Annotated in this window: 14 protein-coding genes; 6 read left to right on the top strand and 8 right to left on the bottom strand. The window is 72.7% G+C overall.

The window, feature by feature from the left end:
• Positions 1-210: 210 nt before the first annotated feature.
• Positions 211-654 (top strand): ribonuclease domain-containing protein, encoded by a 444-nt coding sequence (locus tag CK485_RS24050; RefSeq protein WP_199239491.1) that lies wholly within the window; start codon positions 211-213, stop codon positions 652-654.
• Positions 655-797: 143 nt separating this feature from the next.
• On the opposite strand, the gene dmpI is transcribed toward CK485_RS24050, so the two are convergent.
• Together dmpI and CK485_RS24040 are read right to left on the bottom strand one after the other, a co-directional pair.
• Positions 798-980 carry a 4-oxalocrotonate tautomerase DmpI gene (dmpI, locus tag CK485_RS24045; RefSeq protein WP_109453924.1) on the bottom strand — a complete coding sequence of 61 codons (183 nt, stop codon included), beginning with the start codon at positions 978-980 and terminating at the stop codon, positions 798-800.
• 115 nt (positions 981-1095) lie between these two features.
• Positions 1096-2010, bottom strand: coding sequence for a LysR family transcriptional regulator (locus CK485_RS24040; protein ID WP_109453923.1), 915 nt, complete (start codon positions 2008-2010; stop codon positions 1096-1098).
• Positions 2011-2061: 51 nt separating this feature from the next.
• Here CK485_RS24040 and CK485_RS24035 point away from each other — a divergent pair, with 51 nt between their 5' ends.
• A complete protein-coding gene (locus CK485_RS24035; protein WP_109453922.1) occupies positions 2062-2607 on the top strand; it encodes an NUDIX domain-containing protein in 546 nt (181 codons plus the stop codon).
• Positions 2608-2692: 85 nt separating this feature from the next.
• Here the strand turns inward: CK485_RS24035 and CK485_RS24030 are convergent, their stop codons facing one another.
• A complete protein-coding gene (locus CK485_RS24030) occupies positions 2693-3817 on the bottom strand; it encodes a HoxN/HupN/NixA family nickel/cobalt transporter (RefSeq protein ID WP_109454390.1) in 1125 nt (374 codons plus the stop codon).
• Positions 3818-3923: 106 nt separating this feature from the next.
• Positions 3924-4625, bottom strand: a complete 702-nt coding sequence (locus tag CK485_RS24025) for an FCD domain-containing protein (RefSeq protein WP_109453921.1) — start codon at positions 4623-4625, stop codon at positions 3924-3926.
• A 191-nt stretch (positions 4626-4816) separates the two neighbouring features.
• On the opposite strand from CK485_RS24025, the gene CK485_RS24020 reads away from it, so the two are divergent.
• Together CK485_RS24020 and CK485_RS24015 are read left to right on the top strand one after the other, a co-directional pair.
• Positions 4817-5314 carry a gluconokinase gene (locus CK485_RS24020; protein WP_109454389.1) on the top strand — a complete coding sequence of 166 codons (498 nt, stop codon included), beginning with the start codon at positions 4817-4819 and terminating at the stop codon, positions 5312-5314.
• Positions 5315-5419: 105 nt separating this feature from the next.
• Positions 5420-6820 (top strand): gluconate:H+ symporter, encoded by a 1401-nt coding sequence (locus CK485_RS24015; protein WP_109453920.1) that lies wholly within the window; start codon positions 5420-5422, stop codon positions 6818-6820.
• Positions 6821-6906: 86 nt separating this feature from the next.
• On the opposite strand, the gene CK485_RS24010 is transcribed toward CK485_RS24015, so the two are convergent.
• Both CK485_RS24010 and CK485_RS24005 read right to left on the bottom strand, forming a co-directional pair.
• Complete coding sequence (locus tag CK485_RS24010) at positions 6907-8205, bottom strand: glucarate dehydratase family protein (protein ID WP_241968559.1); 1299 nt, start codon at positions 8203-8205, stop codon at positions 6907-6909.
• A 176-nt stretch (positions 8206-8381) separates the two neighbouring features.
• Positions 8382-9134: an SDR family NAD(P)-dependent oxidoreductase gene (locus CK485_RS24005; RefSeq protein WP_109453919.1), complete on the bottom strand. Its 753-nt coding sequence runs from the start codon at positions 9132-9134 to the stop codon at positions 8382-8384.
• A 200-nt stretch (positions 9135-9334) separates the two neighbouring features.
• On the opposite strand from CK485_RS24005, the gene CK485_RS24000 reads away from it, so the two are divergent.
• Both CK485_RS24000 and CK485_RS23995 read left to right on the top strand, forming a co-directional pair.
• The gene (locus CK485_RS24000) at positions 9335-10387 is read left to right on the top strand and encodes a phosphotransferase family protein (RefSeq protein WP_109453918.1); all 1053 of its coding nucleotides are present in this window, start codon (positions 9335-9337) and stop codon (positions 10385-10387) included.
• A gap of 6 nt (positions 10388-10393) precedes the next feature.
• Positions 10394-11602, top strand: coding sequence for an acyl-CoA dehydrogenase family protein (locus CK485_RS23995; protein ID WP_109453917.1), 1209 nt, complete (start codon positions 10394-10396; stop codon positions 11600-11602).
• A gap of 126 nt (positions 11603-11728) precedes the next feature.
• Here CK485_RS23995 and CK485_RS23990 read toward each other — a convergent pair whose 3' ends face one another.
• Together CK485_RS23990 and CK485_RS23985 are read right to left on the bottom strand one after the other, a co-directional pair.
• The gene (locus CK485_RS23990) at positions 11729-13045 is read right to left on the bottom strand and encodes an MFS transporter (RefSeq protein ID WP_109453916.1); all 1317 of its coding nucleotides are present in this window, start codon (positions 13043-13045) and stop codon (positions 11729-11731) included.
• Entirely contained in the window at positions 13042-13641 is a 600-nt protein-coding gene (locus tag CK485_RS23985; protein WP_109453915.1) for a helix-turn-helix domain-containing protein, read from the bottom strand. The genes CK485_RS23990 and CK485_RS23985 overlap by 4 nt, the downstream gene beginning before the upstream one ends.
• Between the last annotated feature and the right edge of the window lie 67 nt (positions 13642-13708).

Here is a 13708-nt window from a genome sequence, read left to right as displayed (position 1 = left end):
TCCGCTCCTCACGCTCGCCGTGCCGACCAGTCTCCCCGCCGGACGCCCTGGCACGCGTGGATCAGCGTGTTGACGGCGCGTCAACACGCAGTGGCGTGAACGCACTGGTTTCGCACAGCTCCGCCACCTGACGTGCCGAGCGGTGAACGTCGGGTGAACCCTCGCGCGAGACGCTTCTGCGGCGGGCGGGACGCTGGTCAAACTGACGGCATGCGAATGCCTCTACGCGCGTTGCGCTCCCCCCACGGTTCCGCGCTGCTCGTCGCCGGAACGCTGCTGCTCGGTCCCGCCTCGCTCCTGGCGACGCCCGCCGACGCCGCGACCGCTCACGTCGCACCCGCCCGTACCGCCGTCGTCGTACGGCACCTCGACGTCGGCTCCGTCTGCGAGTCCAACCTGCCCAGCCAGGCCGACGACACCCTCCAACTCATCGCCGACGGAGGCCCGTTCCCGTACCCGGAGGACGGCGAGGTCTTCCGCAACGACGAGCACGTCCTGCCGTCGGAGCCGAGCGGCTACTACCACGAGTACACGGTGACGACCCCCGGCGCGGGCAACCGCGGCACCCGTCGCATCGTGACCGGCGAGGACGGCACCGACTACTACACCGCCGACCACTACGAGTCGTTCGACGCGGTCGACTTCAGCTGCTGAACGGCTGAAGTCGATCGTCGGCTGATCGGCTGACCGGCAGCCTTCCCACCCTTCGATCCCGGTGGCGGCGCGCGGGACGGTCTCCCCCGTGGAGCGTCCCGCGCGCCGCCGCCCTCGTCACACCTCAGCGTGAGGCGTGCCGCTCACTTGTCCGCGCGCAGCACCCCGCCGACGCCCCAGCTGTCGGCCGGGGTGTCCTGGAACCAGACGAAGACGGTGTCCGCGGGGATCTGGTAGGCGTCCACGAAGGCGTCGGTGATCCTACGGACCAGGTCGCGCTTGGCCTCGACGTCGCGCGGGCCCTGCTGGATCGTCACGTTCGGCATGTCTGCTCCCTCGGGTCTCCCGGCGGCGCCCGGTGGTTCCGGGCCGCTCACCGGCACGACCCCAGTCCACCGTCTCCCGCCCCCGCCACCAAGACGCAACCGGCGAACGCAGCGATCAGTCCGCGTGATCGCCGGCCCCGGCGGCGTCCCGCGCCCTCCCGCACGCATCCAGCAACTGCTGTGTGCGGCGCGGCGGACGGGTGCGGTGCAGCGCCAGCCCGGTCGTGATGGTCAGCCCCGGCGCGGCGAACGGCACGAACGCCACCTTGGGCGCCACCATCCGCTCGGCGTGCGCCGCGTAGACCACCGTCCACATCGCCGTGCCGGAACCGATCGCGGCCAGCGTGTCCTGGAGGCTCGCGGTGGGCGGCCCGGGAAGCGGCTCGAAGCCCGCGTCCCGGCAGGCGGAGACGACCAGGTCGACCAGTGGCGGGTTGTTGCGACGGGCGGTCAGCCGCAGTGGCAGCGGCGCGAGTTCGGCGATCGGCAACTCGTCGCGGCCGGCCAGCGGATGGCTCGCGGGCACCACGGCGACCAGCGGTTCCTGCCAGACCGGGACCACCCGCACGCCGTCGGCCTCCTCCTGCTCACCCCGTACGAACGCCGCGTCCAGCCGCCCGTCGGCGACCTGCGCCAGGCGTTCGGCGGTCGGCACGTAGGCCAGCTCGACGGCGGTGTCCGGGGCGAGGGCGGCGAAGGCGTCGAGCACGGTGTCGAGATGGCCGCCCATGCCGTTGCTGGTGCCGACGCGCAGGGTCGCGGCGCGCTCAGCGAGGTGTTCGGCCACTACCGCCCGGGCGCGGTCGGCGGCGGCCAGCACGGCCCGCGCCTGCGGCAGCAGACTGGCACCGGCCGGGGTGAGGCGGACGTGCCGCGGCGAGCGGTCGAACAACTCGACGCCCAACTCCCGCTCCAGCCGCCGGATCAGCTGGCTGACTGCGGGCTGCCCGATGTGCAGGCGTTCCGCGGCGCGGCCGAAGTGCATCTCCTCGGCGACGGCGGTGAAGTACTCCAACTGGCGCAGTTCCACCCCGGGATCCTATGCGGCGCCGTTGTCACAGCCGTCTGCTTTCATGGCGTCATGGCTGACGAGAGCGGTGCGGCGGAGGAAGGGCGCTCGGCGGACGAGCTGCTGGACGTCGTGGACGAGCACGACCGGGTCGTCGGGCAGGCCCGGCGCGGGGAGGCGTACGCCCGGCGGCTGCGGCACCGGTGCGTCTTCGTACTGGCGCGTGACACAGAGGGCCGGATCTTCGTGCACCGGCGCACCGCGCAGAAGCTGGTCTTCCCCTCCCGCTACGACATGTTCGTCGGCGGTGTCGTCGGCGCGGGCGAGGGGTACGACGAGGCGGCGCTGCGCGAGGCGCGGGAGGAGCTGGGGGTGAGCGGGCTGCCGCAGCCGGTGCCGGTGCTGTCGTTCCTGTACGAGACACCGGAGCACACCTGGTGGTCGCGGGTCTACGAGGTCACCTGCGCCCTGCCGGTGGACCCGCAGGCGGAGGAGGTCGCGTGGCACGCCTTCCTCACCGACGAGGAGCTGGAGGCGAGGCTGCCGGAGTGGGAGTGGGTGCCGGACGGGCTCGCGGCCTACCACCGGCTGCGCGCGATACGCGGCGGGACGGCCTGAGCACTCACGCGCCGAGCCGTGCCGCGAGCACGTCCGAGCCGGGCTCGGGCCCGCACCGCGCTCACGTCCCGAGCCGCGATCAGGCTCAGGCCGCGGGCTCGCGGGCCGCGGGGACGGCCGCGTCCCACTTCTCCTCGATGCGGCCGAACTTCCACACCGCGAGCGCCACGGCCCACGTGGCGACGAACAGCCCGACGATCCAGAAGCCGATGGTGTTGAGGTCGACCGAGGCGATCCAGTCCCAGAACGGGCCGGTGAGCGAAAGCTTGTCGCCGACGATGGACAGCAGCTCGATGCCGCCGATGATCAGCGCGACGGCGATCGACATGCCGGTGATGGTCAGGTTGTAGTAGACCTTGCGGACCGGCTTGGAGAACGCCCAGCCGTAGGCGAAGTTCATGAACGAGCCGTCGATGGTGTCCAGCAGCGACATGCCCGCGGCGAACAGCACGGGCAGGCAGATGATCGCGTACCAGGGCAGCCCGGAGGCGACCGAACCGGCGGCCATCACCAGCAGGCTGACCTCGGTGACGGTGTCGAAGCCAAGGCCGAACAGCACGCCGACCGGGTACATCTGCCACGGCTTGCGCACCGCGCGGGTGGCGCGGCCCAGGACGCGGTTCATCAGGCCGCGCTTGTCGAGCTGTTCCTCCAGCGCCGCCTCGTCGTACTCGCCCGCCCGCATGGCGCGGAACACTTTCACCAATCCGAGCAGGACGGCCAGGTTGATGGCGGCGATCAGCACCAGGAACGCGCCGGAGACCAGGGTGCCGATGAGGCCGCCGACCTGGTGCATGCGGGAGTTGTCGTTCGCCAGGCCGGTGCCGACCGCGCGGACGCCGAGGGCCAGCAGGAAGGTCAGGCCGAAGACGATCGTGGAGTGGCCCAGGGAGAACCAGAAGCCCACGGACAGCGGCCGCTTGCCGTCGCTCATCAGCTTTCGGGTGGTGTTGTCGATGGCGGCGATGTGGTCGGCGTCGAAGGCGTGCCGCATGCCGAGGGTGTACGCGGTCAGGCCGGTGCCGATGCCGAACGCGCCGGTGCCGAGCCGGTAGTGGTCGGGGACGACCAGCGCGAGGATGCCGAAGCCGACGACGTGCAGCAGCACGATGAAGCCGGCCATGCCGCCGAGCCTGGCCCACTCGGGGCGCGTCAGCGACTGGCGTATCCGGTGGAGCGACGGCGCCGGAGGGGCTTGGGTGGCGGTCACGGTGCGGGGCTCCTCGGGGACGTGCGCGGTCACAGGCGGTTCGCTATTGCACATTACCCGCAACAGCGCCGCGCGGGCACCCCAGGGTCACCGTCCATCGGGCCGCTCAGGGCGCCAGGATGTCCAGCTCCCGCAGCGCCCCCACGCAGATCTCCCGCATCAGCCGCTCCGCCTCGGCCGCGTCCCGCGCTCGCACCGCCTCCGCGACCCGTACGTGCAGGGTGACCGCCTCCGGGTCGGGGGCGTCGAACATGACGTGGTGCTCGGTGCGCCCGGTGAGCACCTCGGCGACCACGTCCCCGAGCCGCGCGAACATCTCGTTGCCCGAGCCGTCGAGCACCTCGCGGTGGAAGGCGACGTCGTGCACGAGGTACTCGCGCAGGTCGCCCGCCCGTCCGGCCGCCGCCATCTCCCCCGCCAGCACGGTCAGCCTGCGGCACTGCTCCGGGGTGGCGGAGCGCGCGGCCAGGCCCGCGGCGACCGGCTCGACGGCGGTGCGCAGCATGGTCAGCGACCGCAGCTGGCGCGGCCGGTCGGGGCCGGCGAGCCGCCAGCGGATGACGGCGGGGTCGAAGACGTTCCACTCCTCGGTGGGACGGACCGTGATGCCGACCCTGCGCCGGGTCTGCACCAGGTGCATCGCCTCCAGTACGCGCACCGCCTCGCGGGCGACGGTGCGCGAGACGCCGTAGCGGCGCTCCAGTTCGTCCAGTCGCAGCACGGTGCCGGGCGGGTGCGCGCCGGAGGCGATCGCGGGGCCGAGCCTGGCGAGGACCCGGGCGTGCAGGCCGCCGGCGTCGGTTCCCATGCCGGGTTCCGGATGCTGAGACATGGAGGACAGCCTATGCGGCACCGCCGCTCACACTCATATGACTTTTACGTCACAGCCTCTTGAATAAGTAGTACCTATGGCGTTTATTGAACGGCGGCCCTCCGGACAGTGCGGATTCGGCCACCCGACAGGCCAAGGAGGTACCGGTGTCGCCGGTGATCGTGGTGATGGGAGTCTCGGGCTCCGGCAAGTCCACGGTGGGAGGGCTACTGGCCGAGCGCCTCGGCGTGCCCTACGCCGAGGCGGACGACTTCCACCCGACCGCCAACATCGCCAAGATGTCCGCCGGCCAGGCCCTGGACGATGCGGACCGCGCGCCCTGGCTGGACGCCATCGCCGGCTGGATCGCCGAACACGACGGGCTCGGCGGTGGCGTGGTCAGCTGCTCGGCGCTCAAGCGGCGCTACCGAGACCGGCTTCGCGAGGCGGCGCCAGGTCTGTTCTTCCTCCATCTCGACGGGCCCCGCGAGCTGATCGCCGCCCGCCTGGCAGCCCGGCTCGGGCACTTCATGCCGTCCGGGCTGCTGGACTCGCAGTTCGACGCCCTGGAACCGCTGGACGCCGACGAGGCGGGCACGGTCGTCACCGTTGACGGCGGTCCCGAGCGGATCACCGCCCGCGCGCTCGCGGCGCTGCCGCCCCGACCCGTGACGCCGCCCCGCTGAGGGGCCCGCCCCACCCACCGATCACCCAGCGCCACCGATCGCCCCGCGCAACCGAAGCCTCCCGCGCCCCTCCCCGACTTCCTACGTACGTAACGGAGTTCCGCCATGCCCGCACTCAGCGCCGAGCTGCTGGCCGCGACCGCGGCGCCGCCCCCGATCACCCACGCCGGTGACGCCCGCCTCGCGATCGCCGCGCTGGCCGGCATCGCGGTGATCGTCGCGTTGATCACCGGCTGGAAGGTGCACGCCTTCCTCGCCCTGACCATCGGCTCCGGCGTGCTGGGGCTGGTCGCGGGGGCGCCGCTCGCCGCGACGGTCACCAGTTACAGCAACGGCCTCGGCGCCACGGTGGCGAGCGTCGGCACGCTGGTGGCGCTCGGCGCGATCCTGGGCAAGCTGCTCGCGGACTCGGGCGGCGCCGACGTCATCGTGGACACCATCCTGGAGCGCACCGGGGAGCGGCGGCTGCCGTGGGCGATGACCCTGATCGCGGCGCTGGTGGGACTGCCGCTGTTCTTCGAGATCGGCATCGTGCTGCTGGTCCCGGTGGTGCTGCTGGTGGCGCGGCGCGGCAACCAGTCGCTGATGCGGGTCGGCCTGCCCGCGCTCGCCGGTCTTTCGGTGATGCACGGCCTGGTGCCGCCGCACCCCGGCCCGCTCGCCGCGGTCTCCGCGATCCACGCCGACCTCGGCACGACGCTCGCGTTCGGCGTGCTGGTGGCGATCCCGTCGGTGATCGTGGCGGGGCCGCTGTTCGGACGGGTCGCGGACCGCTGGGTCAAGGCCGAGCCGCCGGAGCGGATGACGCCCGCGCGCGCCTCGGAAGGGCTGGAGCGGCGGCCGGGCTTCGTGCCCACGGTGTGCACGATGCTGCTGCCGGTCGTGCTGATGCTGGCCAAGGCACTGGTGGACGTGCTGGTCAAGGACCAGGCGAGCGTGGTCTACCGGGTCTTCGACGTGCTGGGCACGCCGCTGGTCGCGCTGCTGATCGCCGTGGTCGTCGCGATGTTCACGCTGGGCCGCGGTGCGGGCTTCGGCAAGGAGCGGGTCTCCGGCATCGTGGACGCGTCACTGGGACCGATCGCCGGGATCGTGCTCATCGTGGGCGCGGGCGGCGGCTTCAAGCAGGTCCTGGTGGACGCGGGGGTCGGTCAGATGATCCTCGACACCTCCCGGCACTGGCACATACCGGCGCTGCTGCTGGCCTGGCTGATCGCGGTGCTGATCCGGGTGGCGACCGGCTCGGCGACGGTCGCCACGATCTCGGCCGCCGGTCTGGTGGCGCCGCTGGCGGCGCACATGTCGGGCACGCACACGGCGTTGCTGGTGCTGGCGGTCGGCGCGGGCTCGCTGTTCTTCTCGCACGTCAACGACGCGGGCTTCTGGCTGGTCAAGGAGTACTTCGGGATGGACGTGCCGCAGACGCTGAAGTCCTGGTCGGTGATGGAGTCGCTGGTGTCGGTGGTGGCGCTGGCGCTCGTGCTGGCGCTGTCGGTGGTGGTGTAGCGAGCGGGGCGGCGCGGGGCGACCGGTCTGCGGCCCGGCGCCCGCGCCCACGGCCGCCCCGCGACGCCCGCCGCCTCGACGCGCCCCTACCAGCGCGGCACGGCGGGCGTGACCCAGGCCGGGTCCGCCACCCGCATCGCCGCCGCGTCATCGCGGTCACGCAGCGTGCCGTCGTCCGCGAGCCAGCGCTCGTGCAGGACGCGCAGCGCCTCGCGGTCCAGCTCGACCCCGAGTCCGGGGGCGTCCGAGACGGTGAGGCGGCCGCCGGTGAAGACCGGGCGTTCGGTGACGACGTCCTCGGTCAGCCACGGGTAGTGGGTGTCGCAGGCGTGGTCGAGGCGCGGCAGGGTCGCGGCGACGTGGGTCATCGCGGCGAGGCTGACGCCCAGGTGGGTGTTGGAGTGCATCGACAGGCCGACGCCGAACGCGTCGCAGATCCCCGCGAGGCGGCGGGTGTTGCGCAGACCGCCCCAGTAGTGGTGGTCGCACAGCACGATCCGCACCGCCTGGGTCCTGAACGCCTCCTCGATCTCCGGGAAGGTGGTCACGCACATGTTGGTGGCCAGCGGCAGCGGGGTGGCGGCGGCGACCCGGGCCATGCCGGGCGTGCCGGTCGTCGGGTCCTCCAGGTACTCCAGTACGCCGTCGAGCGCGCGGGCCACCTCGTGGGAGGTCTGCACCGACCAGGCCCCGTTGGGGTCGAGCCGCAGCGGCCGGCCGGGAAACGCTTCGGCGAGCGCCCGGATCGCGGCGATCTCCTCGTCCGGCGGGAAGACGCCGCCTTTGAGCTTGAACGAGGTGAACCCGTGGTCGCGGGCGAACCGCCGGGCCTGCGCGACGATCCCCTCCGGATCGAGGGCGGCGCCCCAGTCGTCCGCCGGGGCACCGTCAGCGGGGTGCTTCGCCCAGCGGTAGAAGAGGTAGGCGCTGTACTCCACGCTCTCGCGCACCTTGCCGCCGAGCAGCGCGTGCACGGGCAGGCCGCAGGTCTTGCCGAGCGCGTCCAGGCAGGCCACCTCGAAGGCGGAGACGACCGAAAGCCTGAGCTTGTCGGCGGTGCGCACGCCGCGCAGGCCGGAGGCGTCGACGCGGTCGCTGACGGAGGAGGGGTCGCCGCAGACGGCCTGCGCCAGCGACTCCAGCGCGTTCAGGTCGTTGATCCGCCGGCCGCGCAGGGCCTCGGCGAGTGGTTCGGCCAGCCGCAGGTAGGCGGTGTCTCCGTAGGTCTCGCCGACACCGGTCACCCCGGCCTCGGTGACCACTTCGACGACGAGGCGCGGGGTGTACGGCTGGTGGACGCCCTGGGTGTTGAGCAGCGGAGGATCGGCGATCAGGACCGGGGTGAGCCGCACCGCCTCGACCGTCAGGTTCGCCTGGGGTATCACCCGATCACTCCCGATCACTTCCGCTCCCCGCGCTGTCGCGATGCCGCTGCCCGCGGCCCGCCCGGCCGCGTACCGCTGCCCGCGGCGCCGCCGCACGTCCCGTTCACGAATATGAATCACGTACGCCTATCAGAACGGGACCCTAGGCTCGATCGCGAAAGGGCGTCAAGGACGGGTCACATGTGGGTGCCGCCGTCGACGCGGATCTCGGTGCCGGTGACGAACGCGCCGTCGTCACTGGCCAGCATCGCGACCACGCCCGCCACCGTCTCCGGTGGCGCGAAGCCCTCGCCGATCGCGGGGGCCAGCTTGGCCAGCAGCGACCAGTCGGTGTCCTGCGGCAGGCCGGGGTCGGAGGTCATGCCCGACTGGATGCTGCCGGGCGCGACACAGACCGCGCGCAGCCCCTGCTTGCTGTACTCCAGGGCGAGGGCGTGGGTGAAGGACTGGATGCCGCCCTTGCTCGCCGCGTACGCCGCCATGTAGGGGTGGGCGAAACTGGCCGACGTGGAGCTGAAGTTGACCACGACGCCGCGACCGGTCGCCAGCAGCGCGGGCAGCGCGGAGCGGGTGACCAGGAAGGTGCCGGTGAGGTTGACGCCGATGATGGTGTTCCACAACTCCAGCGTCATCTCGTGCGTGTGCGAACTGCGCAGGATTCCGGCCGCGTTGACCAGGACGTCCAGCCCGCCAAGCCCGGAAACCGCCTCCTCGACGACGCGGCCCACCCCCGCCTCGTCGGAGACGTCCAGGACCGCGGTGGTCAGCGAGCCGCCGCCGGCACGGGCAGCGGTCTCCTTCAGCCCGGCCTCGCTGACGTCGGCGGCGACGACCGCGGCGCCCTCCTCCAGCAGCCGCAGCGCGGTCGCCCGCCCGATGCCCGACCCGGCACCGGTGACCAGTGCCCTGCGTCCCTCGAAACGGTTCATCGCGTCTTCCCCTCCCTGGACCCGGCGATCTTGGTGACCGCCGGACGCAACGTAGCGGACGGCCCGCGGGGACTGAACCCGCCCGCCGTGACGGATCTCCCACTGGACGGCATACCGACTGGTCGGCATGATGGCTTCGGGACCCCGGAGAGACGTCCGGAACCACCGCGAGGACACGCCCGACGGTTGAGGAGCCGCCCGTGACGACCGACCACACCGCATCCGCCGACGCCGACGCGGGCACCGGGCCGCCCGGCCTCGACCTCGGCCGGCTGCGGGCGCACCTGGACCAACAGCGCCCCGGCCTCGCCGCCGCGCCGCTGGCCGGACGGCTGATCGAGGGCGGCAAGTCCAATCTGACGTACGCGGTCACCGACGGCGTCTCGCGCTGGGTGGTGCGGCGCCCGCCGCTGGGCCACGTGCTGGCGACCGCCCACGACATGCGGCGGGAGTTCACCGTGCTGCGCGCGCTGCACCCGACCGCCGTGCCGGTGCCGCGGCCGCTGCTGCTGTGCGAGGACGACGCGGTGCTGGGCGCGTCGTTCTACGTGATGGAGCACGTCGACGGTGTGCCGTACCGCACGGCCGCGCAGCTGGCCCGGCTCGGGGAGGACCGCACCCGGCGCATCGTGCTCGAACTGGTCGACACCCTGGTGGCGCTGCACTCGGTGGACCCGAAGGCGGCCGGTCTGGAGGACTTCGGTCGCCCGGAGGGTTTCCTGGAGCGGCAGGTGCGGCGCTGGGGCAAGCAACTGGCCGCCTCGCGCAGCCGCGACCTGCCCGGCATCGACGAGCTGCACGAACGGCTCGGCGCCGCGCTCCCCGCCTCGGGACCGGCCGCGGTGGTGCACGGCGACTACAAGCTGGACAACGTGCTCGTCGGCGACGGCGACGCGATCACCGCCGTGCTGGACTGGGAGATGTCCACCCTCGGCGACCCGCTGACCGACCTGGGCCTGCTGCTGATGTACTCCGGGCAGCAGGACCCTGACTCGCCGGTGGCGGCGCTCGGCGGCGCGCCCGGGTACCCCTCCACCGACGAGCTGACCGAGCGCTACGCGCGGGGCTCGGGGCGGGACGTCTCCTCCATCGCCTGGTACACCGCGTTCGCCAACTTCAAGCTCGCGGTGATCGCCGAGGGCATCCACTACCGCTACACGCTCGGGCAGACCGTGGGCACCGGCTTCGACCGCATCGGGTCGCTCGTCCCGCGTCTGATCGAACAGGGCCTGACGACCCTTCAGGAAGGCTGATGCCGCATGGAGTTCGGATACGACGCCCGCACCGAGCAGCTGCGCGGCGAACTGCTGGCGTTCATGGACGAGTTCGTCTATCCGGCGGAGCCGGTCTTCGCCGAGCAGCGGGCCGCCGCGCAGGACCCGTGGTCGCCGCCGCCGGTGGTCGAGGAGCTGAAGGAGCAGGCCAGGAAGCGCGGTCTGTGGAACCTCTTCCTGCCCGGTGAGAACGGCGCCGGCCTGACCAACCTCCAGTACGCGCCGCTCGCCGAGATCACCGGGCGCAGCCCGCACCTGGCCCCGCCCGCGCTCAACTGCGCCGCGCCGGACACCGGCAACATGGAGGTGCTCAACGAGTTCGGCAGCGAGGCGCAGCGCGAACGGTGGCTGCGGCCGCTGCTGGAGGGCGAGATCCGCTCGGCGTTCGCCATGACCGAGCCGGACGTGGCGTCCTCCGACGCGACCAACATCGAGACGCGTATCCAGCGTGTCGGCGACGAGTACGTCATCAACGGCCGCAAGTGGTACATCTCCGGGGCGATGAACCCCAACTGCCAGATCTTCATCGTCATGGGAAAGACCGACCCCGAGGCCGAGCGGCACCGCCAGCAGAGCATGGTGCTGGTCCCGCGCGACACCCCCGGTCTCGAAGTGAGGCGCGGCATGCGGGTGTTCGGCTACGACGACGGGGACCACGGCGGCCACGCCGAGGTGCTTTTCGACGACGTGCGGGTGCCGGTGGACCACCTCATCGGTGAGGAGGGCGGCGGCTTCGCCATCGCGCAGGCCCGGCTCGGGCCCGGCCGCATCCACCACTGCATGCGGCTGATCGGCATGGCGGAGCGGGCCGTGGAGCTGATGTGCCGCCGGGCGGTGGCCCGTACCGCGTTCGGCAGGCCGCTGGCGGCGCAGGGCGTGGTGCGCGAGTGGATCGCGGAGGCGCGGGTGGAGATCGAGCAGTTGCGGCTGCTGGTGCTCAAGACCGCGTGGCTGATGGACACCGTGGGCAACCGCGGCGCCCACACCGAGATCCAGGCCATCAAGATCGCCACTCCGGCGGCGGTCCAGCGCATCCTGGACCGCGCCATCCAGGTCCACGGCGCGGCGGGCGTCAGCCAGGACACGCCGCTCGCCGAACTGTGGGCGGGGGTGCGGACGTTGCGCCTGGCGGACGGTCCGGACGAGGTCCACAAGCGTTCGCTGGCCCGGCGGGAGCTGCGCAAGTACAGCTGAGGCGGCGGGACACGGCTCATCCCCGCTCGCACGGAAACCGGTGTGCGGGCCCCTGACCGGCCGAGGGGCCCGCACCGCCCGCCACCCCCTACGCGGGGGAGGGGCCCGCGCCGCCCGCCGTCCCCCCTACGCGGCGGACGGCGTCGGAGCCGCCGGGCGGGTGGGACCGGCCGCGGGCCGGGCGAGGGGCTCGGTCGGCAGGTCGCGGGCCCGGCCCACGGGGGTGAGCAGCAGCGCCAGGCCCGCCAGGGGCAGGATCGCCGCCGCCGCCCACATCGTGGCGCGCAGGCCGAGGACGGTGGCGAGCGTGCCGCCGAGGACCGCGCCGAGCGGCATCAGGCCGTAGTTGACGAACGAACTGCCCGCGATCAGGCGGCCGTACAGCTCGGGCGGGCAGCGGTGCTGGCGGAACGTCGCCCAGATGACGTTGCCCGCCACGACGCCGGTCTCCAGGCAGAAGGCGCCCACCACGAAGAAGGCGGTGCCCGCGCCCCGGCCGGTGAGCGGTATCAGCAGGTCGAAGACGAGCAGGACCGTGCTCAGAAGCGTGAACGCCCGTGCGGTACCCAGGCGTTCACCGATCCGCCGGGCGATCAGCGCGCCGGCCACTCCCCCGGTGCCGCCCGCGGCGAAGAGCAGGCCGACGGTGCCGGGCGACAGCCCCACCACGCGGACCAGGAAGACCACGTCGATGGAGTTGGAGGCGGTCAGCACCAGGTTGGCCCCCGCGCCGAACAACGTGCCGGCCCGCAGCCAGGGATCGGCCGCCAGCACCCGCAGCCCCTCGGCGATCTCCTTGCCCATCCCGCCGCGCGCCCGCCCCGGCGCCGCCTGGTCGGCGCGCGGCTCGCGGTGCCGGATGGCGGTGAGGCAGACCAGACTCACCGCGAACGTCGCCGAGTTGGCCAGCATGCCGCCCACGGCCCCCGCGACCTGGGCGATCAGACCTCCCGCGCCGGTCCCCGCGATCTGCGCGGCCGAGGCGCTGCCGTTCAGCTTGGCGTTGCCCTCGGCCCGGTCCTCGGGCGCCAGCAGCCCGGGCAGGTAGGCGGCGTACGCGGTCTGGAAGAAGACCGCGGCCACCCCGGTCGCCAGCGCCACGCCCAGCAGCACCGGGTAGTCGAGGCACCCGGCCCACCGCGCCACAGGGACGGCGGCGAACAGCGCCATCGAGACCGCGGCGGCGGCCAGCATGACCGGTCTGCGCCGCCAGCGGTCCACCCACACCCCGACCGGCAGGCCGATCAGCAGCCAGGCCAGCCATATCGCCGCGCTGAGCAGGCTGACCTCCAAGGTGGAGGCGTGCAGGGTGCCGACCGCGATCAGCGGCACCGCCACCGTGGCGACCGCGTCGCCGAACTTCCCCGTCGTCTCGCCGCACCACAGCAGCCTGAAGTCGCGGCTGCGACGCAGCAGTCCGCCGCCGAAGGACCGGGCGCTCACTCGGCGGGCCGTTCTCTGCGGGGGAACGCCTGCCACTGCGCGACGACCGGCAGCGACCCGGGCTCGGGCCGGGCGTCGGGCGCGGGCAGGTGCCGCTCGACGACTTCGGTCAACTCGGCGTTCAAGGCCTTGAGTTGATCGGGCGTCATACGAAGCTCGGTGTAGCGGTTGATCAGGCTCGCGCCGCGCCACTGCTCGTCCCAGTCCTCGGTCACGAAGGCGACGACCTGGTTGTACATGCTCTGGACGATCTCGTGGAGGTAGAGGGACAGCTGTCCCCTGGTCTCCGCGTCGCCGTCCGCGAAGTCCCCGGCGCGCAGCATGGTCGCCTCGTCCACCGCCTTCCACCACCGCTCTCGCTTGGTGCCGCGGTCGGTGTCCTCCTCGATGAAGCGGTGTTCGGCGAGGTGGCGCAGGTGCCAGCTGACGGTGCCGGTGTTCTCGCCGAGGCGCTTGGCGAGTCCGGTGGCGGTGGCGGGGCCGTCCAGGCCCAGCACTTCGAGGATCCGCAGTCGCAGCGGGTGCGCGAGGGCCCGCAGAGCGCGGGCGTCGAGGCGGCGGGTGGGTTTCGTGCCGTGCGCGGGAGTGTCGGACATGGCGGCAGCGTACGGGTGCAGAGAAGTCTCTGCATAGAGTTCTCTGCTAAGAAGTCCCCGCATCTTT

Origin of the sequence: Streptomyces sp. ICBB 8177 (genome assembly GCF_003144095.1) — a bacterium.
Lineage (GTDB): Bacteria > Actinomycetota > Actinomycetes > Streptomycetales > Streptomycetaceae > Streptantibioticus_D.
Note: the sequence above shows the minus strand (reverse complement) of the source record. Positions and strands in the feature narration are given on the sequence as shown.

Excerpts from the sequence above, each read along its gene's own strand:
- CK485_RS24050 (WP_199239491.1), top strand. The coding sequence starts at position 211 with ATGCGAATGCCTCTACGCGCGTTGCGCTCCCCCCACGGTTCCGCGCTG.
- dmpI (WP_109453924.1), bottom strand. The coding sequence starts at position 980 with ATGCCGAACGTGACGATCCAGCAGGGCCCGCGCGACGTCGAGGCCAAG.
- CK485_RS24035 (WP_109453922.1), top strand. The coding sequence starts at position 2,062 with ATGGCTGACGAGAGCGGTGCGGCGGAGGAAGGGCGCTCGGCGGACGAG.
- CK485_RS24025 (WP_109453921.1), bottom strand. The coding sequence starts at position 4,625 with ATGGGAACCGACGCCGGCGGCCTGCACGCCCGGGTCCTCGCCAGGCTC.
- CK485_RS24020 (WP_109454389.1), top strand. The coding sequence starts at position 4,817 with ATGGGAGTCTCGGGCTCCGGCAAGTCCACGGTGGGAGGGCTACTGGCC.
- CK485_RS24015 (WP_109453920.1), top strand. The coding sequence starts at position 5,420 with ATGCCCGCACTCAGCGCCGAGCTGCTGGCCGCGACCGCGGCGCCGCCC.
- CK485_RS24005 (WP_109453919.1), bottom strand. The coding sequence starts at position 9,134 with ATGAACCGTTTCGAGGGACGCAGGGCACTGGTCACCGGTGCCGGGTCG.
- CK485_RS23995 (WP_109453917.1), top strand. The coding sequence starts at position 10,394 with ATGGAGTTCGGATACGACGCCCGCACCGAGCAGCTGCGCGGCGAACTG.
- CK485_RS23985 (WP_109453915.1), bottom strand. The coding sequence starts at position 13,641 with ATGTCCGACACTCCCGCGCACGGCACGAAACCCACCCGCCGCCTCGAC.